We start from the raw sequence: 21,365 nt of genomic DNA on the forward strand, positions 1-21,365 counted from the left end.
TCGCCGGCGGTGGTGCAACGCGAAGGCCCAAGATTCGCCAGAATCGCTGTACCACGAGCCGATACCTTTCCGTCTCGCCGTCTCGCCGTCTCGCCGTCTCGCCGTCTCGCGGTTTCGCCACTGCCGTCCCGTTCCGTGCCGTCCCCTTGCCTCGCAGGCCTCCGATGACCTCCTCGCCGCACGCGCCACTGCCGCTCACGCTCGACAAGTCCGCGGCCATGCCGCTCACCGACCAGATCCATCGCGGCATCTCGGCGGCGATCGAGCAGTCGGTGCTGACCCCCGGCATGCGGCTGCCGTCCTGGATCGACCTCGCGGCCCAACTGGGCGTGTCGCGCGGCACGGTGCGCGTCGCCTACGAGAAACTCGCGGCGGACCAGCTGATCGAGGCCTCGCGCGCCGCCGGCACCCGTGTCGCCGAGCGGCCGTCGCGGGCGCGTGGCAGCGACGAAGCGCTGGACCCGGGCGCCTTCGTGTCGATGTATCGCGAGCTGACCGCCGGCCCCGGGCTGTTCCAGCCGGGCATTCCCTCGCGCGACAGCCTGCCGGCCAAGCTGATGGCCCGGCTCCGGACGCGCGCGCTGGCGGCGGAGATCAGCGGCGCGGCGCTCTATCCCGACCCTCGCGGCGAACTGGCGCTGCGGCGCGAGATCGCCGGCTACCTCGCGGTGGCGCGCGGGCTGGTGTGTTCCCCCGATCAGGTGCTGGTCACCGGCGGCTACGCGGCGGGACTGGGCCTCGTCCTGCGCGCGCTCGGTCTCGAGGGGCGTCGCGCCTGGATGGAGGAACCCGGCTTCTTCTTCACGCGCCACGCGCTCGAGCTCGGGCGCCTGACACCCGTCCCGGTGCTGGTGGACGAGGAAGGCCTGGATGTCGACGCCGGTTGGCGCGACGCGCCCGATGCGGCGCTCGCGGTGGTCACGCCCGGGCAGCAGGCGCCGCTGGGCGTGACGATGTCGCTGCGCCGTCGACTGCGGCTGCTGGACTGGGCCGCCAGCACCGGCGGCTGGATCGTCGAGGACGACTACCTGAGCGAACTGCAACTGCAGGGCCGCGCCGCGCCGGCGCTGGCATCGCTGGATCGCCACGGCCGCGTCCTCCACATCGGCTCCTTCAGCAAGACGATCGATCCGCGGCTGCGACTGGGTTTTGTCGTCGCGCCCGCGTCGATGGCGGCGCGCCTGGGCGAGGTCGCCGCCTGCCTGGCGCCGCCGCCCGGACCGGCGGCGCAGCTGGCGGTCGCCGCGTTCATGCGCGACGGGCACTACCTGCGCCATCTGCGCAGGACCAAGCGGCTGTACCTGGCGCAGCGCGAGGGGCTGCTGCGGGCGCTGCGCGATCGCGGCCTGGGCGGCAACCACCCGGCGGCGCTGGCGGTCCTGGTCCGCACGCCCGACGGGGTGTCCGACCTTGCGGTCGCTCGCGCGCTGTTCGCCTTCGGCATCGCGCCGGCACCGCTGTCGGTCTGGTTCGCCCGGCCGGAGCAGGCCCGGTCCGGATTGATGCTCAGCGTGGCCACGGCACCCGCGACGCAGGTCGAGCGCGCCTGCGACCGCGTGGTCGAGACGCTGGCGCGATTCGCCCCGGCCGGGACGGCGCGGCGGCCGGCCACCTGAGGCGCACATCGCGCTGAGCGGCGACCGGTCGACCCGCAAGGCACGAGCCTTGCCGCAGTGCGGGCTTCGTCAGCCAAGGAGTCCCCATGAACACGTCACCTCCCTGTCGTTCCGACCTCCCGCTGGGCGCCGCGGCCGGCCTGGCCGGCGGACTGATCGGCGCCGCGGCGATGACGGCGTTCCAGGACCTGCTCGCGCGCGTGGGCATTACGTCCGGCGTGCGCGGCTGGCCCTCCACCGAGCGGGCCGCCGATCGGCTCGCCCGCCTGGGCGGCCGCCGGCTGCCGTCACGCCATCGGCCGGCGGCGGGCGAGGCGGTGCACTACACGGTGGGATCACTGGTCGGCGGCCTCTACGGCGCCGTGGCGGAACGCCAGCCGCAGGCCGCCTGGGGGCGGGGCGCTGCCTTCGGTATCGCCACCGCGACGCTGCTGGACGAAGGCCTGGTGCCCGCCATGCGCTTTGGTGATCCGGTCACGCGGGCGCCGGTCCAGTCGCATCCCTACTCGTATGTCTCGCACCTCGTCTACGGCGCGTTCACCGAGGCCGCCCGCCGCTGCTTCCGCCGACTCTTCGGCGATGCGCGAGCCGGCGCGGCGGTGATCCGCCAGGCGAAGGCGCGACGTGTCGCCATCGTCACCCGCCCGGTGGCGGACTCCCGCCGGACGCTGGCCATGGCCTTCCTGCTCGGTGCGACCGCGGGACCGCGCACCAGCGCGCCGCTGGTGACCGCGAGCTGGGCGGCCAGGCTCGGTTGGATCGACCTGAAGGACTCCCCGCTGGCGATGCTCGGCACGACGCCCGCGGTGGCGCTGACCACGCCGATGGCCCTGGGCGAGCTGATCGTCGACAAGCTGCCGTCGACGCCCGATCGCACCGATCCGCCCGGCCTCGCCGCGCGCGCGATCAGCGGCGCGATCTCCGGTGCCGCGCTGGCGGGTGGGCGTTCATGGCCGGCGGCGCTGGCCGGCACCGTGGGCGCCGTCGTGTCGACCTACGCCTGCCACCGGCTGCGCCAGCGCCTGTCGCGGACGCTCGGCCACGACGCCCCGGTGGCTGCGGCGGAAGACCTCATCGCCTTCGGCAGCGCGACGATGCTTTGCCTTGCATCGCTTGGCCAACAAGCCGACACCGCGCAGCTCGACGCGGCCTCGACTGAGGACTACGACGACGCGCTGTCAGCCCTGGGCTGGCCGCACAGCTGAACGGCCGGCGTCAGACCATCACCGCGATCAATCCGCCGCAAGCGACCATCGCGCCGAGGTAGATCGCCCACGCCAGCCACCGCGCTCTCCGGCGAGGCTCCGCCGCACCACGCGACAGCATCGCGCCCGCAGCCGACAGGCCGATCGCGATCACGGCCGCCGCGAGGAGATTGCGGCCTTCGCCCAGCTCGTCGCTGACGTCGAGCCAGACCGCCGACGCCACCGCCGTCACGAGCAGCAGGCTGGTCGCGCGCATCTTGTCGAGCAGGCTGACCGGTGGATCAAAACGCGGCTGCCGCAGCCGGGCTTCATCCGGCGGCGCGAAGGGCGCGAGTCCGGGCGGCGCCCAGCCGGGCGACTTGAACAACAGCCGCGCCCGATCCAACCAGCGCGGCGTGGCCCGCGCGCGGTCGAGCAGCTCGCCATAGAACTGCCCGACGGCCTGCAGCGGATACCAGCTTCGCAGCGGCTTGACCGTCCCGTAGACGCAGCGCTCGGTCTCCTCGGCGAAGGTACCGAACAGCCGGTCCCAGATCACCAGCACCGCGCCGTAGTTCTTGTCCAGGTAGCCAGGATTCACCGCGTGGTGTACCCGGTGGTTGGAGGGCGTCGAGAACACGCGGTCCAGCCAGCCGAGCCGGCCGATGTGCTCGGTGTGGATCCAGAACTGGTACAGCAGCACGAACAGCCCGGCGCCCAGGTAGAGGTCGACGGGCAGCCCCAGCAGCGCCATCGGCAGGAAGAAGGGCGCGCCCATCACCGCGTAGAAGCTCTCCTGGCGCAGCGCGGTCGTCAGGTTGAAATGCTCGCTCTGGTGATGCACCGCATGCGCGGCCCAGAACAGCGCGCTTTCGTGGCTGACGCGATGCAGCCAGTAGTCGCAGAAGTCGTAGACCACGATCGAGGTCGCCCAGCCCCATGCGCCCGACCAGGTCGAGGCCGGCAGCAGCGCCAGGTGCGGCAGGGCCCAGGCGTACAGGCCGCTCTGGAACAGCGGAGTCACCGCTGCCACCGCCAGGCTCAGCACGCCCTGGCTGAGGCTGCTGATCGCATCGGGCAGCCGGTAGTTGTCGCGGCCGGTGAGCCGGCCCCACAGCCATTCAAGCGCGATGCAGAGCCCGAACAGCGGGACGGCGATGAGGAGAACGCGATGCATGGCGGGCGGTGGCGGAAGTCGGTGACAGGCGCAGTGATGGGAGCAGTGATGGAAGCAGCGACGGAAGCAGTGGCGGCGAGCGGTGACGAGGAGCGGTGGCGACGGACCTGCGACCGCTCAGAAGCGATGCCACAGGCTCAGGCTGAAGGTCTGCTGCGACTTCGAGTTGGTCAGCGGTGACCGCGCCGCGTCGCCGACCAGGCGCGCGTTGAGCCACTGCCCGCTGACGGACCAGCGCTCGGAGAACTTGTGCTCGCCGCTCAGCGCCACGCTCCAGTCCATCATCCCGGCACGCGGGCGCCACTTGGGCAGGCCGCTGGCGAGCGACTCGCCGGGACCGACGCCGTAGCTGCTGCGCAGGTGCGCGCCGTTGGCCGCGGTCGCTGCCAGCGTCACCGCGATCAGGTCGTCGCCGACGGGGAGGCCGGAGGTGATGCCGAGCTCCAGCAACTGCCCGTCGTGATGACGTGCGCTGCCCCAGGACAGGCCCGATTGCAGCAGCAGCCACGGCGTCGCCTGGACGTTGGCGAAGGCTTCGGTGGTGACGCGCGGCCCTAGCCGGTCGATGCCGTTTGGCGTGAATCGCGACGGGCGGCCGAACTGCGGCCAGAGCCGGGCGCCGACCTGCCAGGTCCTGGCGGCCTCGGCGCCGGCGAGCAACGGCACGAGGTTCCAGCCGACGCCCAGGTCGGTCGATACGAAGGCGCCGCTGGGCGCGAGGTATTCCAGCGCCGGCAGGAGATCGTCGCTGCGCGAGCGGCTACCCGGCGCCGACGGCCAGCTGTGGGCGGTCGCCCCGCCGGACCAGCTCGCGGCCTCGGGCGGTGCGTCCATCAACACGAGGCTGCCGGCGGCCCAGCATCCCGCCGAGCCGGCCATGAGGCCGGCGCCAAGCAAGGGGAGGGTGGCTCGCGCGGCGCAGCGGAGGGCGGCGGCGCCGCGCGCGGGCGGGCAAGGGACGGAGCGGCGCATGGACGAAAACAGGTTGCGGGATTCTAGGAAGAGGTCCCCGCCGCAACCTTGCGGCAATCTGTCGCCGCGAACCGACCCGTTCCCGCCTCCCGGTCGCTCCGGTTGTCCGATGCGCTCGATCCGTCCGGGCCGCCTGGGTCGTCCGAGCGCCTGGAAGCGCCGTCAGTGCGCCGGCGCGCTGGCCCGCAACAGCCGCAGGTCGTAGATCCCGCCGGCGATCGAGCCGGGCTCCGCGACCAATCGCACCCGCACGGCGCCGTCCGCCGCTCGCGGCCAGTCCTCGGGCAACGGGAAGTCGCGGCTGTAGATCTCCGCGCCCGGAGCCCGGTCGGTGGCCTCGTCCGCGCGCAGCGTCAGATCCGCCAGCCGCCGGTCGTTGACCCAGACCGAGAACCGGCGGCCGTCATCCAGCGCCGAGAAGGCCAGCCGCAGCAGCCGGCCCTCGCGCTTGGGATCGTTCAGGCGATAGCTGAACCACGCGGTCGCATGGCGCCAGCGGCGGCCCTTGTTGAGGCCGGTCTCGATGCCCTCGCCAGCGAAGCCGTGGTCGCTCTCGGGCTGCTGCTCGCCGGGCGCGACCGCATCGACGGTGCGGGCCTGCAACGCCAGCCGTTCGCGCTCTTCCAGGGCCAGTCGCTCGCGGCGCGCCTTCGCCTCGGCCGGCGTGCTGCAGGGCCAGTACAGGACATAACGCGAGTCATGCACGCGGAAGAAGGGCTCGAGCACCAGGTCCGGCATCGGCGCGCCATCCGGTCCCTGCAGCAGCGAGCCGGCGCTGAAGCTCAGCGAGCGGCCCGGCACCGGCGCGAGCCGTCCGCCGAAGTCCGCCTTCGCGCTGACGAACTGCGGCGTCTGCGCCAGCGGCACGAGCGCGCCCTGCGCGACGTGGTCCATGCGCGCCTCGCCGGCCCGGTACTCGAGCCGCTCGCCAGCGATCGGCGTGGTCCGCGCCGCGAGCACGATCGGGCCGTGCAGCACCGCGACGAAGTCGCTCCGCGTGGGCAGGGCCTCGAGCGTCGTGCGCATCGGCAGGCGGACCTCGACGACATCGCCGGCGCGCCAGTCGCGCGTCAGCGCGACATAGCCGCCCGGCTGCCGGTCCGCGGCGCTCAGGGCAAGCGCTTCGCCGTTGACCTTGACCCGGAGCGCGCCCGGCGCGAGCCATCCCGGATGCCGGATCTTCAGCGTGAAGCGGGCCTGCGTTGGCGCTTCGTCGATGACGATGCGCGTCGTCGACTCGTCGGGGAAGCGCGTGTGCTGCGTCAGCCGCAGGCCCCGCTCGCGCCAGTCGAGGGACGAGGCCACGAACAGGTTGACGAACAGCACCGGCGCGCCCTCGGCATTCGATCCCTCGTCGCGCGTGTAGATGAACTGCCCGTGCCGCGCGTGGCTCTCCAGCCCCGAGCCGACGCAGCACCACATGCCGAGATCGACCTGCGAGTACACCCGGTAGTGGTTGGGCCGCATCGGCGTGAAGTAGACGAAGCCGCCCGCCGGATGCTGCGACGCGAGCACATGGTTGAACAGCGCGCGCTCGTAGTAGTCGGCGTAGCGTGCGCGCTCCTCGTCGCCGGCCGCGTGCGCGTGCAGCAGCTCGGTGAGCTTGAGCATGTTGTAGGTGTTGCAGGTCTCGGGACCTTCCACCTCGTCGAGCATGGGCTGGAAGTCGGTCAGCGGATGGAAATGCTCCCTGACGCTGTTGCCGCCGATGGCGACGCTGCGGCGCTCGCGCACCGTGGTCCAGAAGAAGCGCGCGGGCGCCAGCCAGTCCTTGTCCGCCGCGCCGGGGTCGCGCTCCTCGGCGATGCGGGCGAAGCCGATCACCTTGGGAATCTGCGTGTTGGCATGCAGCCCGGTCAGCGCGTCGCGGGGCTCGCGCAGCGGATCGAGGATCGCGCGGTGCGAGAAGCGCTCGGCCAGGCGCAGGTAACGCGCGCCGCCGCTCATCGCGGCGATGTCGGCGAAGACCTCGTTCATGCCGCCATGCTCGGCGCGCATCAAGTCCTGCAGTTGCGCATCGCTCAGCGGCTCGAGCAGGGCCAGCGCCCAGGCGCCCAGGTCGATGAGCATTTCGCGCGCGAGTGGCTCCTGCGTCAGCTGCCACGCGTCGCGCAGGCCGGCGAAGGTCTTGTGCAGGTTGTACCAAGGCACCCAGCGCCCGTTGACGGAGAAGCTGTCGACCTTGAGCTCCCCACGAGCGACCTCGCGCCAGGCGGCCTTGCCATCGGGGATGCCGCCGAGGTAGCCGTCGCCATGGGCGAGCTGGCACTGGCGGAGCTCGCGCAGCACCTCGACGAGCCGGCGATGCACCTGCGGGTCGCCGGTGGACGCCGCCATCATCGCCAGCGCCGACACGTAGTGCCCGCCCATGTGACCGTCCAGGGCGCTGCTCTCCCAGTTGCCGTAGGACGGCTTGGGCTGCGGCAGGCCGGCCTCGCGCCGGAAGGGCGCGAGCAGCCGGTCCGGATCGAGCGCCATCAGGTAGCGCTGGTCGACGTCCTGCGCCGCCTTCAGCGGGCCGTCGAGCAGCCGCACCTGCGACAGCGGCACGCGGGCGGCGGTCGACATGGCCTCGGTCGCGTGGCGCCGTGTGATCGCGGAAGCGGCGTCCTCGGAGGTGGACGCCGGCGTCGCGCCGGCGTGGGCCATCGCATCCGTCGCAAGCAGCGCGCCGAAGGCGGGACCGAGGAGCGCGCGGCCCGGGCCGCCCATCGCCGCTCCGGCCGCGCTCGCGACGCCGCAGGCGCACTGGCGCAGGAAGTCGCGCCGCATCAGTCGCCCGCGCGCGCGGCCCAGAGCGACACGCCGCCGCTCGACTGCGCAGTGAAGGTCACGACGAAGGCCCCGGCCTTGGAGTTCCACTGCCGCGACAGCACGCCGGCGAAGGTCCCTCCCGCGGTGCCGCTGCCGGTCAGCGTCAGGCTGATGCGGTTGTTGCCCTGATGCGTCCACGTCCCGCTCGCGCCGCCGCTGACCGTGCCGTCGCCGCCGAGCTTCACCGCGATGGCGCTCTTGGACACGGCCGTGATGTCGAGCCCGTGGTTGATCAGCTGGTAGCTGCCCGCCGCCTCGGCGGCGCCGACCGCGGCCGTCACCGCCGGCGTCGCCAGCGACAGCGGCGCGTAGCGGAAGGGCGCGGCGACCAGCCAGTCGTCGGCGTTGAGGAACATCTCGTGCACGCGGACCTGGTGCAATTCGCCGGTGCCCGGGAACCGGGTGTGGAAGATCAGGAAGTACTGCCCGGTGCCCGCGTCGAAGTAGGCCGAGTTGTGCCCCGGCGAGACGTAGCCCAGCGGCGTGCCCGTCTCTCCGGCCGCCAGGCTCCACTGGTGGCCGCCCATCAGTTTCTGGCCGTGCGGCGCGATGCTGGCGTCGTCGAACAGCGTGCCCGCAGCGCCCTTGACGGTGGCCATGTCGGTGCCGCGTCCGTCCAGATACGGGCCATCGGGATTGCGCGAGCGCGACACCCGCAGGTTGTAGCCGCCGTTGGCGTCCAGCCCGCCGAAGCTGCAGAACAGGTAGTAGTACTGCGAGGCCGGGCTGTAGAGCACGTAGGCGCCCTCGATGCGGGCGTGGTTGCCGCCCATCAGGTGCTTGCCGTAACCCTGGCCCGCGAGCGGCAGGCCGCTCGTCTTGTCGAGCTCCAGGATGAAGAGCCCGCCCGAGTACGAGCCGTAGACCATCCAGAGCCGACCGGTGGCGTCCTTGAAGACGTTCGGATCGACCACGTTGGGATGCACGGTGGCGTCGTAGATCGTGCCGTCCTCGCTGGGCAGGCCCCACTGGCCCGACTTCAGCAGGATCTGCTGGTTCACGTAGGGACCGGTGACCGCGTCCGCGATCGCCACGCCCAGCGCTGAGCGCGGCGAGTCGCCCTTGCAGGCGCAGTAGTACATGCGGAACTTGCCGTCGTCGAGCCGGGCCACGTCCGGCGCCCACAGGTCGGTGACCTGCGCCCAGGCGAAGGTGTCGGCCAGCGCCGTCGTGACCTTGTTGAACAGCGGATTGGCGTCGTTGACGCCGTCGGCGACCGGCGTCCAGTTCATCAGGTCGGTGGTCTTCGCCGCCGCGAGGTGCGAGCCGAACACGAGGAAGCTGCCGTCCACGCGGATCACCGACGGATCGTGCACCGAGATCTCGGTGAACGGGATCGCGGCCTGCGTCGGAGCGGGCGCGGGTGCTGGAGCCGGCGCAGGGGCCGGTGCGGGGGCTGGCGCGGGACTCGGCGTCGGTGCCGCGCTGACGTCGACGCTGGACGACCCGCCACCACCACCGCCGCATCCCGTCAGGACGAGCGCCACCGCGCCGCCCTGCGCGAGCAGGGTGCGTCTGTTGAGGGTGCTCATGCTCAGCCCTCCAGCGCGACGACGACGATGGACTTGGGCGGCAGCGGCAGGCTCAGCGCGCCGTCCTTCGCCTGCGCCTCGTAGGCCTTGGGCTTGACGGCCTCGGGCTTGGCGAAGGTGTTCTCGCTGTCCATGGCCTCGGCGCTCAGCACCTGGCCAACGGCGCGGCGCGCCGCGGCGCCTTGCACGGCCAGCTTCACCGTCTGCGCCTCGCGCGGGTTCACGTTGATCAGCGCCAGGTAGAGCTTGCCGTCCTTGCCGCGCGCGGCCGACGCGCTCACCGCCGGCAGCGACTTGCCGGCCAGCGCGTACTCGGGATTGCCGCTCAGCGTCGCCGGCAGCGTGGTCGCATCCTGGAACGGCGTGTACAGCGCGAAGGCGTGATACGTGGGCGTCAGCACCATGCGGGTCTTGTCCGTGTGGATCATGGCCTGCAGCACGTTGACCATCTGCGCGATGTTGGTCATGTGCACCCGGTCCGCATGCGCATGGAACATGTGGAAGTGCAGGGCGGCCAGCACCGCGTCGCGCAGCGTGTTGCGCTGGACCAGGAAGCCCGGGTTGGTGCCCGGCTCCGGGTCGTACCAGCTGCCCCATTCATCCAGGTAGAGGCCGATGCGCTTCTGCGGGTCGTTCTTGTCCAGGACCGCGATGTTGGCGGCGACGGTCTTCTCGAAGTCCTGCGTGTAGGACAGCAGCGAGATCCACTCGTCTTCCTTGAAGCCGGCCGCCGATCCCTTGCCTTCCCACTTGCCGCTCGGGAACACGTAGTAGTGATGGCCGATCGCGTCGAAGTTGAACTTAATGTTCTGCGTCGACAGCACCTCGGTCCAGCGCGTGTCGTTGGCATTGCCACCGCTGGCGATGAACTTCGGACGGTTGTTGTCCGGCGTCTTCAGGAAGGTCGCGACCTGACGGTACTGGTTGACGTAGTACTCCGGCGTCATGTTGCCGCCGCAGCCCCAGGCCTCGTTGCCGACGGCGAAGTAGCTGACCTTGAACGGCTTGTCGCGGCCGTTCTTGCGGCGCAGCTGCGCCAGCGTGGAGTTGCCTTCGGCCGTCATGTACTCCAGCCACTCGGCCATCTCCTGCGCGCTGCCGGTGCCCAGGTTGCCGTTGACATAGGCCTCGGCGCCGAGCTGCTCGACCAGGTCGAAGAACTCGTGCGTGCCGACGGCGTTGTTCTCGGCCACGCCGCCCCAGTGCGTGTTGACCTTCACCGGCCGCTTGCCGCGCGGGCCGATGCCTTCGCGCCAGTGGTACTCGTCGGCGAAGCAGCCGCCGGGCCAGCGCACCAGGGGCACCTTCAGCGCCTTGAGCGCGCCCACGACGTCCTTGCGCCAGCCGCGCACGTTGGGGATCTTGGAGTCGGGCCCGACCCACATGCCTTCGTAGATGCCGGTGCCCAGGTGCTCGGCGAACTGGCCGTACACATTGCGGTGGATCACCGGACCGGGCTTGCCCGCATCGACGGTGAGCTGAACATCGGCCGCGTGCGCGCTCCAGGCGAGCAGGGCGCCCGCGGCCAGGCCGAAGGCCGTCCTCTTCATGGTCATGCTTGTCTCCAGGTGTCGTTATCGTTTCGTCGGCACTCTGCGGTGCCGAAACGACGAAGGACCGTTCCCGGTCCTTCGTTCTTCAGTCCATGCGCACGGTCAGTGCGAGTGCCGCGGCACCGCGGAACCGCGGCAGCCACGCAGGAAATCGAAGTCGCAGCCCTCGTCGGCCTGCAGCACGTGCTGGACATAGAGCTTGCGGTAGCCGCTCTGGTCCGCGGGATCGGGCTGCTGCTTCGCGGCCCAGTCGGCCAGGCGCGCCTGCAGCTCCGCATCGCTGATGTCCAGGTGCAGCCGGTTGGCGGCGCAGTCGAGCTCGATCCAGTCGCCCTCGCGCACCACCGCCAGCGGGCCGCCGGCCTTGGCCTCCGGCGCGACGTGCAGCACCACGGTGCCGTAGGCGGTGCCGCTCATGCGGGCGTCGGAGATGCGGACCATGTCCTTGATGCCCTGCGCCAGCAGCTTGGGCGGCAGGCCCATGTTGCCGACCTCGGCCATGCCGGGATAGCCCATCGGGCCGCAGTTCTTCATGACGAGGATGGAGTCCGCATCGACTTCCAGGTTGGGATCCATGATCCGCGCCTTGTAGTCGTCGAAGTCCTCGAACACCACGGCCCGGCCGCGATGCTGCATCAGCGCGGGCGTCGCCGCCGAGGGCTTGAGCACCGCNCGCGAGGTTGCCACGCAGCACGCAGATGCCGCCGTCCTCGATCAGGGGCTTGGCGATCGGGCGGATCACTTCCTCGTCATAGATGGGCGCGTCGTGGCAGTTCTGCCAGAGCGTCTTGCCGTTGACGGTCAGCGCGTCCTTGTGCGGCAGCAGGCCGTTGTCGCCGAGCCGGCGCAGCACGCCCGGCAGGCCGCCGGCGTAATAGAACTCTTCCATCAGGAAGCGGCCCGAGGGCAGCAGGTCCACCAGCGTGGGCGTGCCGCGGCCGATGCGGGTCCAGTCCTCCAGCTCCAGCGGCACGCCGATGCGGCCGGCGATCGCCTTCAGGTGGATGACCGCGTTGGTGGAGCCACCGATCGCGGCGTTGGTGCGGATCGCGTTCTCGAAGGCCTCGCGCGTCAGGATCTTGGAGAGCTTCAGGTCCTCCCAGACCATCTCGACGATGCGCATGCCGGAGAGGTGCGCCAGCACGTAGCGGCGCGCGTCGACCGCCGGGATCGCGGCGTTGTGCGGCAGCGAGGTGCCCAGCGACTCCGCCATGCAGGCCATCGTCGAGGCCGTGCCCATCGTGTTGCAGGTGCCCGCTGAGCGCGAATGGCCCGCCTCGGCGGCGATGAAGTCGTGCATCGAGATCTCGCCGGCCTTGACCTGCTCGTGCAGCTGCCAGACGGCGGTGCCCGAGCCGATGTTCTTGCCGTTCAGCTTGCCGTTGAGCATCGGCCCGCCGGTGACCACGATGGTGGGCAGGTCCACGCTGGCCGCGCCCATCAGCAGCGCCGGCGTGGTCTTGTCGCAGCCCACCAGCAGCACGACGGCATCCATCGGATTGCCGCGGATCGATTCCTCGACGTCCATGCTGGCCAGGTTGCGCGTGAGCATCGCGGTCGGGCGCAGGTTGGACTCGCCGTTGGAGAACACCGGGAACTCCACCGGATAGCCGCCCGCTTCCAGGATGCCGCGCTTGACGTGCTCGGCCAGCTTGCGGAAGTGCGCGTTGCACGGCGTCAGCTCGGACCAGGTGTTGCAGATGCCGATGATCGGCTTGCCCTCGAACTCATGGTCCGGGATGCCCTGGTTCTTCATCCAGGACCGGTACATGAATCCGTTCTTGTCCTGGGTCCCGAACCATTCGGCGGAACGCAGCTTGATCTTCTTCTTGGCCTCGGTCATTGCAGGTAGTGGGTGATGTCTCCGTGAGCCATGCTAGGGAGACAGGTGATTCGGATCCAATCAAAACTTCCGGGATTCCGATATCGAATCGGATATCACGCCAATCCGGCGTCGCCGAAGTCGGGCATGCCGTCCGCGGTCCATCCCAGGTGCTTGACGAAGGTGTGGCGGTCGGGGTTCCAGAGCGGATCGCCGACGATCTCGGTGTAGGTGCGGGCGTGGTAGACGAGCAGCACCGTGCGCCCGTCCTCGTCCAGCGCGAAGCTGTTGTGCCCCGGGCCGAAGATCGGCTGGGTGGGGCTCGTGGTCAGCACCGGCGCCGGCGACTTGGTCCAGCTCGCCGGATCCATCGGATCGGCGGACTCGTCCATCCACAGCAGGCCCATCGCGTAGTTCTCGTCGGTCGCGCTGGCCGAGTAGCTGATGAAGACCTTGCCGTGGCTGTGCAGCACCGACGGGCCCTCGTTGACCAGGAAGCCGCGGCATTCCCAGTCGAACTCCGGCTTGCTCAGCATCACCGGTGCGCCGGCCAGTTGCCAGGGCGTGCGCATCGGCGCGATGTAGAGGTTGGAATTGCCCGGGATGTCGAGCGCCTTCTGCGCCCACAGGTAGTAGAGCTGGCCGCGATGCTCGAAGGTCGTCGCGTCCAGGCAGAAGGTGTCGATGCCGGTGTCGATCTGCCCGAGGAACTCCCACTCGCCGGTCATCGGATCGGGGGACCGGTTCCGCAGCGCATACATGCGGTGCTGGAACAGGCCGCCGACGATCTCGCGGCTCGGCGCCGCCGCGAAGTAGAGGTACCAGGCGCCCTGGCGGAAATGGAGTTCCGGCGCCCAGACCAGCTCGCTCCAACGCCCCGTGTCCGGCTTGCGCCAGACCACCCGCGGCGTCGCGTGGGGCAGGTCCTGCCACGCGTCCGCGGCGCGCAGCTCGATGCGGTCGTACTCCGGCACCGAGGCGGTGAAGAAGTAGCGCGCGCGGCCGTCCCCGTCCACGTGACGGGTCAGGTGGGGATCGGCCCGCTGCGGGATCAGCGGGGACAGGACTTGCGGGTCGTCGAGCATCGCGGCGGGATCAGAGCTTCCAGCGCAGGCCCACGGCCACGGTGCGGTCGTAGTAGCGCACGTCACGCACCAGCGACGGGTCCTTGTCGAAGTAGTCGTGATAGGCCTGGTTGAGCAGGTTGGTCACGTCCAGCGACACCGTCATCTGCTTGGTCAGCTCGTAGCCCAGCGACAGGTCGAGGGTCTTGAGCGGCGCCACCCACAGCTGGTGCTGCGTGCTGCGGTACGGCGACTCGGCCAGGAACTTGTCGCGCCAGTTGTAGGCCAGGCGCGCGTAGATGCCGTTGCGCTCGTACATGCCGACGATGTTGTAGGCCTTCTTGGACTGGCCGAGGAAGGGGCCGTCGGTGCCGTCGGGCTGCGTCTGCTTGCCCGTCATGAAGGTGAAGTTGGCCTCCATGCCGAAACCGCCCAGCCAGCCCGGCAGGAAGTCGTAGAACTGGCGGTAGCTCAGCTCGTAGCCATGCAGGTTGGCGCGGGTGACGTTGATCGGCTGCGTGACGTTGTAAGGCACGCCGTTGATCGTCGTCTGCGTCGTCTGCGTCATGACGCGGTTCTTGAACTTGTGCTCGAAGACCGTGCCGGTGACCGAGCCGGTCTTGGCGAAGTAGTACTCGAGCGCCAGGTCGGTGTTGTTGGACTCGGTCGGCTTCAGGTTGGGGTTGCCGCCGGCCAGGGTGCCGAAGGTGGTGCCGCCGCCGGGAGGCGTGTTGGTCTGGCCCGGGTTGTAGTCGACGAAGTTGGGACGCTCGATCGTCTTGCCCCAGACCAGGCGGCTGACCAGGCGCGGGGTCAGGTCGGCGCGCAGCGACAGCGTCGGCAGCGTGTCGGTGCGCGAGGTGTCGACCAGCACCGGCGTGATGATGTTGGTCGATGCATCGCGGGAGTTGCCGCGCAGCGTCTGCTCGGTGCGGACCACGCGCAGGCCGGCGACGCCGGAGACCGGCACGCCCCAGGCGTCGAAGCCGAACTTGGCGCGGCCGTAGAGCGCGCTGGTCTTCTCCGTGTCGTCGAAGAGCGTCATCGGGTCGTACGGCGTCAGCGCCGTGCTGCCGGTCAGCATCTGGCGGAAGCCCTCGCCGTTGTCGAGCAGCCAGTCGCGGGACGCGAAGACGTACTGCTTCACGCCGAAGTCGCCGTAAGTCCTGGGCGAGACCTCGTAGATGCCGGGGAAGTTGGTCAGGGTCTGTCCCACCGCCGAGAACGAGGTCGTCCACGGCATGTTGGTGTTGATCGACATCGCGTCGCGCTTGGCCAGGCGCACGCCGGTGCTGAGCTCCTTCAGGAAGCCGTCGCCCATGTCGTAGTCGGCATCGGCGCGCCAGTCGGTGGACTTGCCCTCACGGCGGCCGCGCACGTCGACGCCGCCGTTGACGCGGAAGTTCGCGGCGTCGGTCAGGTCCAGGCCCGGGTAGTCGATGTAGCCGCCACCGCCTCGCACCGCGGCGACGGTGCTGGTCGGGCTGTAGCCGGTGTCCAGGATGCGGTTGACCCAGTCGATCACGCTGCGGGTGCGGGCCAGTTCGGTGCTGACCTTGAGGCGGTCGGTGAGGCGCCAGTTGCCGCCCAGCGCCAGCTGGTTGTTGCCGACCTCGTCATGCTTGGCTTGCGTGGAGGTGAAGCCCCAGCCCGGGTAGTTGGTGTTGGTCGCGGTGTCCAGGTTGTCGGTGCCGGGCTTGGTCGTGATGACGGTGCCGGGCACCGGGCGCCAGGCGCCGTCGTTGAACATGCCGATGCCGCCCACCAGGAAGGACAGCTGATAGCGGTGGTCGATGCGGGTGCCGAAGCCTTCGAGGTAGATCTCCGAATCCTTGTTGGGCTTCCACTGCAGGGCGAAGTTGCCGGCGACGCGCTTGCGGTCGCCCAGCGCGAAGACGCGCCCCATCGAGTCCGTGCCCAGCACCGGGTTCGCGCGACCCGGCACGACGATGGATTCCGGGTTGCCGACGAAGCCGGTCTCGTCGTGGTACTGCCCGCGCTGGTAGGACAGGCCGATCAGCGCGCCCATCTCGCCCAGGTCGGTCTTCCAGCGGTTGGAGGCCATGCCGGAGATGTCGGGGTTGTTGGTCTTGGCCTTGTCGCGGTGCTCGCCACGGGCCGACAGCACCAGCTGCGCGTCCTTGAAGTCCAGCGGGCGATTGGTACGCACGTCGATGACGCCGGCGGTGCCGCCCTCGGGCAGCGAGGCTTCCTGGGTCTTGTAGACGTCGATGCGCTTGAGCATCGTCGCGGGCACGTCCGACAGGTACAGGCTGCGGCCCGAGTCCGAGAAGAATTCGCGTCCGTTGAGCAGCGTCACCACGCCGCCCAGGCCGCGCACGATCACGCCGCTGGCTTCGCCGTTGTTGCGCTGGATCTGCACGCCGGTGACGCGGCCAAGGATCTCCGCGACGTTCTTGTCGGGGAACTTGCCGATGTCCTCGGCGACGATGGAATCCACCACCTGGTCGCTGTTCTGCTTGATGGTCTGCGCCGATTCGGCCGAGCGGCGCATGCCGCTCACGACCACGGTTTCCAGCTTGGCGTCGTCCGACTTCTTCTCGTCGGCCGGGGGCTGGCTCTGCGCCTGGACCTGGATCGCCGCCCCGAGGAGGGCGGCCGCGGCCACGGTGGTCCGCAGCCCGAAGGGAATCTTGCTCATGTTGTCTCCGTCGTTTTTCTGGCGTGTCAACCCGGTGACCGGGCGACTCCACAACCGCCGTGGGGTTGTTGTCGAGCGGAGCAAATGCTAGGGAGCCGAGTGATCCCCGGCCAATCACATTTTCCAGTTGGCCAATGCTATTTCCGGCATCAGGGCAGCCCCCGATATCGCCCGCGCGGCGGATGGGCGTCCCCACCGAACAGGGGGTGGTGCGGATCGGCCAAGACCTATAAATAGGGGAGGGGCCTGACAACGTTGACGAATCGCACCAGCAACATGTCGTCACAAGTGTTTCGGGCGCAGCCCCTCAGGGTTCCCCCTGAAGAGGGGGCGACGCAAGTGACCATCGGCCTATCATGCGGGCCTTCTCCGGTGATCAAAGGGTGACGACGGCCGAACCGGAGACGATCGGTCAGTCAACAAGGGAGGCCCTATGGAAGCAGTGTCCGTTGCCCGTGCATTCGAGGCAGCAGGAAATGGCGGCTACACGATGCCCGCGCTCAAGCGCCGCGTGTTGCTGGTCGACGATCACGAACTGGTGCGCGCGGGCATCCGCACGCTCTACCAGACGCTGGACGAGATCGACATCGAATGGGTCGAGGCCGCGTCGCTGCAGGAAGGCCTGCTGGCCTATGGCGAGCGGGGCGCGGTGGACGCGGTGCTGCTGGACCTGAACCTGGGCGACTGCAAGGGCCTGCAGGGTCTGCGCCAGTTCATGGAAGCCTTCCCCGACGCGCGCGTCGTCGTGTTCAGCGGCACGCAGGATGAATTCGTCGTGCGCCAGGCGCGGGCGCTGGGCGCCGTGGGCTACCTGCCCAAGGGCGCGCTGATGGCCGAGATGCGCAGCACGCTGCGCACGCTGCTGGCCGAGGGCCAGCGCCATCGCTCGACCCAGGCCGGGTCGCTGTTCCCGCGCTTCCCGTCCTCCGCCATGTATGACCGCGTGGCCGAACTGGGCCCGCGCCATCTGGAGATCCTGGAGCTGGTGCTGTCCGGCTGCAGCAACCAGGAGATCAGCAACTCCACGCAGCTGTCGCTGGGCACGGTGAAGAACTACGTGTCCTCGCTGCTGCTGGCGCTGGACGTCAAGTCGCGCTCGCACATGATCAGCCTGTTCCGCTGAGGTGGCCACGGCTCACCGAGGCGATCACCCGGGCGAGGAACGCGCGCCCGACACCACCTTTCCGCCGACCGAGATCCTCATCGACTCGCCGGGCGTCGACGACGTGCCGGCGAGCGCCGTTTCTGGCGGCCCGCCCCGCCGCGACGGCGGTCACGGGGCCGCCGGCCCAATGAACTTGCCCCCCGCCGCGACCCCCGCGAGCCCACCCTCGGGGGGGATGTCGGGCGGGACACCGGACGAGGAGCCGCCGGCGCCTCCCCCGCGCCAGAAGCGCTCCCGGCGCGCGCCGCGTCCCAGCCTGTTCGTGGCCGTCGCCGGCGCCGCGTCCGCGACCGACGAGGCCTTGCAGGAAGGCCGCCGACGCGAACGCCGCGCGATCGCCCGCCGGCTGCAGGATGCCGGCTTCGACGAGGCCTGGAGCCACTGGCCGTGGTTGCTGATCGCGGTCGCGGTGCCGCTGGTGTCGGCGCTGCTGCGCGGCACGCCGACGACCGGGATGATCGTCTGGATCATCGGCGTGGTCGCGCTGGCGGTAGGCTGCGTCTTCACCGCGCGGTCGATGTCCTACCGCGGCGCCAAGGTCGACGCACGCACCGGTTTCAGCGACCGGGACGGGCGACGCCTGCTCTACCTGCAGGCCGCCGGCTGCCTGGGGCTGCTGTGCCTGCATCCCTGGCTGGCGGAGTCGCCGGGATCGCGCGGCCTGCTCACCGGTCCGCTGCTGGCCGCGACCGCGGCGGTGGTGGGCGTGCTGCTCGCGCCGATGGGGCGCTGGGCGGCGGTGATCGCGCTGCTGCCGGCCTCGGAGGGCGTGGCGCGGCTGTTCGATCCGGCGGCCCGGCCCGGCGCCGGGCCGGTGTGGTTCCTGGCCGCGGCGGTGATCGGCGGCCTGGCGCTGCTGGAGCATTACCGCTGGCAGCGCGCCAAGCGCCTGCTGATGGAACAGGACCTGCACGTCAGCACGCTGGAGCAGGACCGCGACGGCGCCATCCGCGCCGACCAGGAGAAGAGCCGCTTCCTGGCCATCGCGAGCCACGACCTGCGCCAGCCGGTGCATGCGCTGGGGCTGTTCGCGGCCAGCCTCGAGCGCCGGCTGCAGGGCACCGAGGAGGAGCCGCTCATCCGCAACGTGATGCGCTCGATCGAGGGCCTGGAGCGCTCCTTCAACGCGATGCTGGACATCTCGCGGCTGGACGCCGGCACGGTCGAGCCCAACCTGCAGCACTTCCCGCTGCGCGACCTGTTCCGTCGCCTGCACATGCATTACGCCGGCCAGGCGGAGGCGTCGGGCCTGGGCCTGCGCTTCTCGCCGGGCGGCAAGTCGGTGACCAGCGACCCGCAGCTGCTCGAGCGCATCCTGGGCAACCTGATCCAGAACGCGATCAAGTACACGGAGGAGGGCGGGGTGGTCGTGGTGGCCCGCACCACCGAGGAGTCCCTCAACCTGGAGGTCTGGGACACCGGCATCGGCATCAAGTCCAGCGACCTGCCGCGGATCTTCGCGGAGTTCTACCAGGTGGGCCAGAGCGAGCGCAGCCGCACGCAGGGCCTGGGCATGGGGCTGGCGATCGTCAAGCGCCTGGCGCACCTGCTGGGCTACCGGCTGATGGTGGCGTCGCGGCCGGGGCGCGGGACGATGTTCCGGCTGAGCGTTCCGCTGGGCGGGCTGCCCGAGATCCCCGAGTTCACCACCGCCGCGGACACGGTGCCGATGCCGGTGATGGAACCGCGCTCGGTGCTGGTGATCGACGACGAGGAGTCGATCCGGCTCGGCCTGCAGCTGCTGCTCGAGGAATGGGGCTACGAGACCATCATCGCGGCGACCGCGGGCGAGGCGGCGGATGCGGTGCGGGCGCGGGCGATGCCGCCCGACCTGATCCTGTCCGACCTGCACCTGGGCGACGGGCCCGACGGCATCGCGGCGATCCGCGCCGTGCGCGAGCTCTGCGCGCTGCAGGTGCCGGCGATCCTGGTCACCGGCGACACCAGCCGCGAGGAACTGCGCCGCGCCACCGAGAGCGGTCACACGGTGCTGTTCAAGCCGTTGCAGCCACGCAAGCTGTTCAACGCGCTGCGCGGCATGGTGTCCTGAGCGCCTGACTTCGTGCGCCCTCGCCGGGGGCGACCCTCGCGCGCGGTCCACGCCGCGCCGCCTACAGTAACGGCCTCTTCACGCCCTGCCGAAGATGTCCGCCGACACCTCCTCCACGAGTTCCTCCACGACCTCCGCCTCGAGCGCCCCGGCGCCGACGCCCCGCCGCCTGTCGGCGGCCGCCTGGGCGCTGCGCATCCAGTTCTTCGTCTCCGGCGCGTTGTTCGCGACCTGGGGCGTGCACGTGCCGACGGTGAAGGCGCATTACGGCCTGGGCGAGCAGTCGCTCGCGATCGCGATGCTGGCTTCGGGCGTGGGCGCGCTGCTGGCGCTGACGCAGGCGGGGCGGGTCGTGGCGCGCTTCGGCCCGCGCGGCGTCGCGGGCGTGACCGGCGTGCTGTGCGCGGCGGGCGTCTCGCTGCTGATCGTGCCGAGCGCCTACCTCGGGCTGGTGCTGCTGCTGGCGCTGTTCGGCGCGACGGCCAGCCTCTTCGACGTGGCCATCAACGCCGAGGCCACGGAGATCGAGCACCTCGCGGCACGGCCGCTGATGAGCGGCTTCCATGCGATGTTCAGCCTGGGCGGCATGGTCGGGGCCGGCGTCGGCAGCCTGCTGCCGCTGCTGGGCTGGGCGCCGCAGACGCATCTGCTGGTGGCCTGCGGCGTCGGCATGGCGCTGATCGTCGGCGCCTGCGCGGCGATGCTGAAGATGCGGACCGAGCCCGGCGAGAAGCAGCCGCTGAGCCTGCCGCGCGGCGTGCTCGCGCTGATCGGCACGCTCGCGGCGCTGGGGCTGATCGCCGAGGGCGCGATGTACGACTGGAGCGTGCTCTTCATGAAGCAGGAGCGGGCCAGCGACGCCAGCGTCTCGGCGCTGGGTTACGCGAGCTTCAGCCTGGCCATGGCGCTGGGCCGTTTCGGTGGCGACTGGGTGCGGGCGCGTGTCGCGCCGGTGCCGCTGATGGTCGCGAGCGGGCTGCTCGCCGCGGCCGGCATGGCCACGGCGCTGCTGGTGCCGGTCGCGCCGGCGGGACTGCTCGGCTTCGCGCTGGTGGGCCTGGGGCTGTCGAATGTCGTGCCGGTGCTGTTCAGCGCCGCATCCAAGGTGCCGGGCGTCAGCGCGGCGCACGGCATCGCGGCGGTGTCGTCGCTGGGCTACCTGGGCATGATGGCCGGGCCGCCGCTGATCGGGATGATCGCGGAGCACTCGTCGCTGACGGCGGGCTTGTCCTGCGTGGTCTTCTTCGCGCTGATCATGGCGATCAGCGCCAACCGCGCGCTGGGCGTGACGCAGCAGCGCGGCGCCACCGGTGCGCCCGCAGGCGCCGCGGACTGAAGGCAAGCCAAGGGCGCCAAGGCGCCAGGGAGCGAGGACGGGCGCGACCGCGAGGCCTGTAGGCGATCGCCTGACAGCCGCATCGGGCGATGTCCTCCGCGACGATGCGCCGTTGCCCTCGTGCCCGCGGATGCGGACCTCCGTACAGTAGATCCTGACAACGGAATTCGAGCTTCCGTTGTTCATGCTTCTCTCTCGCATGGTCCGTCTTTTCCCTCTGCAGACGGACGAACTTTCGGCCCCGGTCTCACGACCGGGGCCTCTTTCTTTTGGCGCGTCCAGGCGATCGTCCGGCCTGCCTAAGATGCGCGCCATGGACAGCACGACAACGACGCAGCGCCTGCGCATCGACTGGCGCGGCCGGCCGACCGACATCGACTACGCCTGGGTCAACGACACCGCCCGCGGACCGGCCGGC

Annotated in this window: 12 protein-coding genes and 1 pseudogene; 5 read left to right on the top strand and 8 right to left on the bottom strand. The window is 70.5% G+C overall.

Going from position 1 to position 21,365, the window contains the following annotated elements; translation table 11 throughout:
• The first annotated feature begins 164 nt into the window (after window positions 1–164).
• Both pdxR and ACTJKJ_RS13465 read left to right on the top strand, forming a co-directional pair.
• Window positions 165–1,616 (top strand): MocR-like pyridoxine biosynthesis transcription factor PdxR, encoded by a 1,452-nt coding sequence (gene pdxR, locus ACTJKJ_RS13460; protein ID WP_440820755.1) that lies wholly within the window; start codon window positions 165–167, stop codon window positions 1,614–1,616.
• Window positions 1,617–1,702: 86 nt separating this feature from the next.
• Complete coding sequence (locus ACTJKJ_RS13465; RefSeq protein WP_440820756.1) at window positions 1,703–2,821, top strand: DUF4126 family protein; 1,119 nt, start codon at window positions 1,703–1,705, stop codon at window positions 2,819–2,821.
• 10 nt (window positions 2,822–2,831) lie between these two features.
• On the opposite strand, the gene ACTJKJ_RS13470 is transcribed toward ACTJKJ_RS13465, so the two are convergent.
• The 8 genes and pseudogenes from ACTJKJ_RS13470 to ACTJKJ_RS13505 all read right to left on the bottom strand — a co-directional run bounded on the left by ACTJKJ_RS13470 (window position 2,832) and on the right by ACTJKJ_RS13505 (window position 16,396).
• A complete protein-coding gene (locus tag ACTJKJ_RS13470) occupies window positions 2,832–3,977 on the bottom strand; it encodes a sterol desaturase family protein (RefSeq protein WP_440820757.1) in 1,146 nt (381 codons plus the stop codon).
• Between the two features lie 117 nt (window positions 3,978–4,094).
• Entirely contained in the window at window positions 4,095–4,811 is a 717-nt protein-coding gene (locus tag ACTJKJ_RS13475) for a MipA/OmpV family protein (RefSeq protein ID WP_440820758.1), read from the bottom strand.
• A 300-nt stretch (window positions 4,812–5,111) separates the two neighbouring features.
• Window positions 5,112–7,721 carry a beta-L-arabinofuranosidase domain-containing protein gene (locus tag ACTJKJ_RS13480; RefSeq protein WP_440820759.1) on the bottom strand — a complete coding sequence of 870 codons (2,610 nt, stop codon included), beginning with the start codon at window positions 7,719–7,721 and terminating at the stop codon, window positions 5,112–5,114.
• Window positions 7,721–9,295: a glycoside hydrolase family 43 protein gene (locus ACTJKJ_RS13485; RefSeq protein WP_297382215.1), complete on the bottom strand. Its 1,575-nt coding sequence runs from the start codon at window positions 9,293–9,295 to the stop codon at window positions 7,721–7,723. The genes ACTJKJ_RS13480 and ACTJKJ_RS13485 overlap by 1 nt, the downstream gene beginning before the upstream one ends.
• Before the next feature lie 2 nt (window positions 9,296–9,297).
• Entirely contained in the window at window positions 9,298–10,851 is a 1,554-nt protein-coding gene (locus tag ACTJKJ_RS13490; RefSeq protein ID WP_310732150.1) for an alpha-N-arabinofuranosidase, read from the bottom strand.
• Between the two features lie 99 nt (window positions 10,852–10,950).
• Window positions 10,951–12,691: pseudogene (locus ACTJKJ_RS13495) on the bottom strand (IlvD/Edd family dehydratase).
• Window positions 12,692–12,786: 95 nt separating this feature from the next.
• Window positions 12,787–13,755 carry a glycoside hydrolase family 43 protein gene (locus tag ACTJKJ_RS13500; protein WP_297382217.1) on the bottom strand — a complete coding sequence of 323 codons (969 nt, stop codon included), beginning with the start codon at window positions 13,753–13,755 and terminating at the stop codon, window positions 12,787–12,789.
• Between the two features lie 10 nt (window positions 13,756–13,765).
• The gene (locus ACTJKJ_RS13505; protein ID WP_440820760.1) at window positions 13,766–16,396 is read right to left on the bottom strand and encodes a TonB-dependent receptor; all 2,631 of its coding nucleotides are present in this window, start codon (window positions 16,394–16,396) and stop codon (window positions 13,766–13,768) included.
• Window positions 16,397–16,829: 433 nt separating this feature from the next.
• Between ACTJKJ_RS13505 and ACTJKJ_RS13510 the strand changes: the two genes are divergently transcribed.
• The 3 genes from ACTJKJ_RS13510 to ACTJKJ_RS13520 all read left to right on the top strand — a co-directional run bounded on the left by ACTJKJ_RS13510 (window position 16,830) and on the right by ACTJKJ_RS13520 (window position 20,947).
• Window positions 16,830–17,519, top strand: coding sequence for a response regulator transcription factor (locus tag ACTJKJ_RS13510; RefSeq protein WP_217648414.1), 690 nt, complete (start codon window positions 16,830–16,832; stop codon window positions 17,517–17,519).
• A gap of 304 nt (window positions 17,520–17,823) precedes the next feature.
• Window positions 17,824–19,611: a hybrid sensor histidine kinase/response regulator gene (locus ACTJKJ_RS13515; RefSeq protein WP_440820761.1), complete on the top strand. Its 1,788-nt coding sequence runs from the start codon at window positions 17,824–17,826 to the stop codon at window positions 19,609–19,611.
• A gap of 94 nt (window positions 19,612–19,705) precedes the next feature.
• On the top strand, window positions 19,706–20,947 hold the full coding sequence (locus tag ACTJKJ_RS13520; protein WP_440820762.1) for an MFS transporter: 1,242 nt from the start codon (window positions 19,706–19,708) through the stop codon (window positions 20,945–20,947).
• The last annotated feature ends 418 nt before the right edge of the window (window positions 20,948–21,365 follow it).

The sequence above is a fragment of the Roseateles sp. 22389 genome (assembly GCF_052044995.1).
In the GTDB taxonomy this organism is placed as follows: domain Bacteria; phylum Pseudomonadota; class Gammaproteobacteria; order Burkholderiales; family Burkholderiaceae_C; genus Roseateles.

What these genes read in the sequence shown, in the direction of transcription:
- ACTJKJ_RS13475 (WP_440820758.1), bottom strand. Translation starts at nt 4,811, where the DNA reads ATGGACGCACCGCCCGAGGCCGCGAGCTGGTCCGGCGGGGCGACCGCC.
- ACTJKJ_RS13480 (WP_440820759.1), bottom strand. Translation starts at nt 7,721, where the DNA reads ATGCGGCGCGACTTCCTGCGCCAGTGCGCCTGCGGCGTCGCGAGCGCG.
- ACTJKJ_RS13490 (WP_310732150.1), bottom strand. Translation starts at nt 10,851, where the DNA reads ATGACCATGAAGAGGACGGCCTTCGGCCTGGCCGCGGGCGCCCTGCTC.
- ACTJKJ_RS13520 (WP_440820762.1), top strand. Translation starts at nt 19,706, where the DNA reads ATGTCCGCCGACACCTCCTCCACGAGTTCCTCCACGACCTCCGCCTCG.
- ACTJKJ_RS13510 (WP_217648414.1), top strand. Translation starts at nt 16,830, where the DNA reads ATGGAAGCAGTGTCCGTTGCCCGTGCATTCGAGGCAGCAGGAAATGGC.
- ACTJKJ_RS13485 (WP_297382215.1), bottom strand. Translation starts at nt 9,295, where the DNA reads ATGAGCACCCTCAACAGACGCACCCTGCTCGCGCAGGGCGGCGCGGTG.
- ACTJKJ_RS13470 (WP_440820757.1), bottom strand. Translation starts at nt 3,977, where the DNA reads ATGCATCGCGTTCTCCTCATCGCCGTCCCGCTGTTCGGGCTCTGCATC.
- ACTJKJ_RS13500 (WP_297382217.1), bottom strand. Translation starts at nt 13,755, where the DNA reads ATGCTCGACGACCCGCAAGTCCTGTCCCCGCTGATCCCGCAGCGGGCC.
- ACTJKJ_RS13465 (WP_440820756.1), top strand. Translation starts at nt 1,703, where the DNA reads ATGAACACGTCACCTCCCTGTCGTTCCGACCTCCCGCTGGGCGCCGCG.
- ACTJKJ_RS13505 (WP_440820760.1), bottom strand. Translation starts at nt 16,396, where the DNA reads ATGAGCAAGATTCCCTTCGGGCTGCGGACCACCGTGGCCGCGGCCGCC.
- pdxR (WP_440820755.1), top strand. Translation starts at nt 165, where the DNA reads ATGACCTCCTCGCCGCACGCGCCACTGCCGCTCACGCTCGACAAGTCC.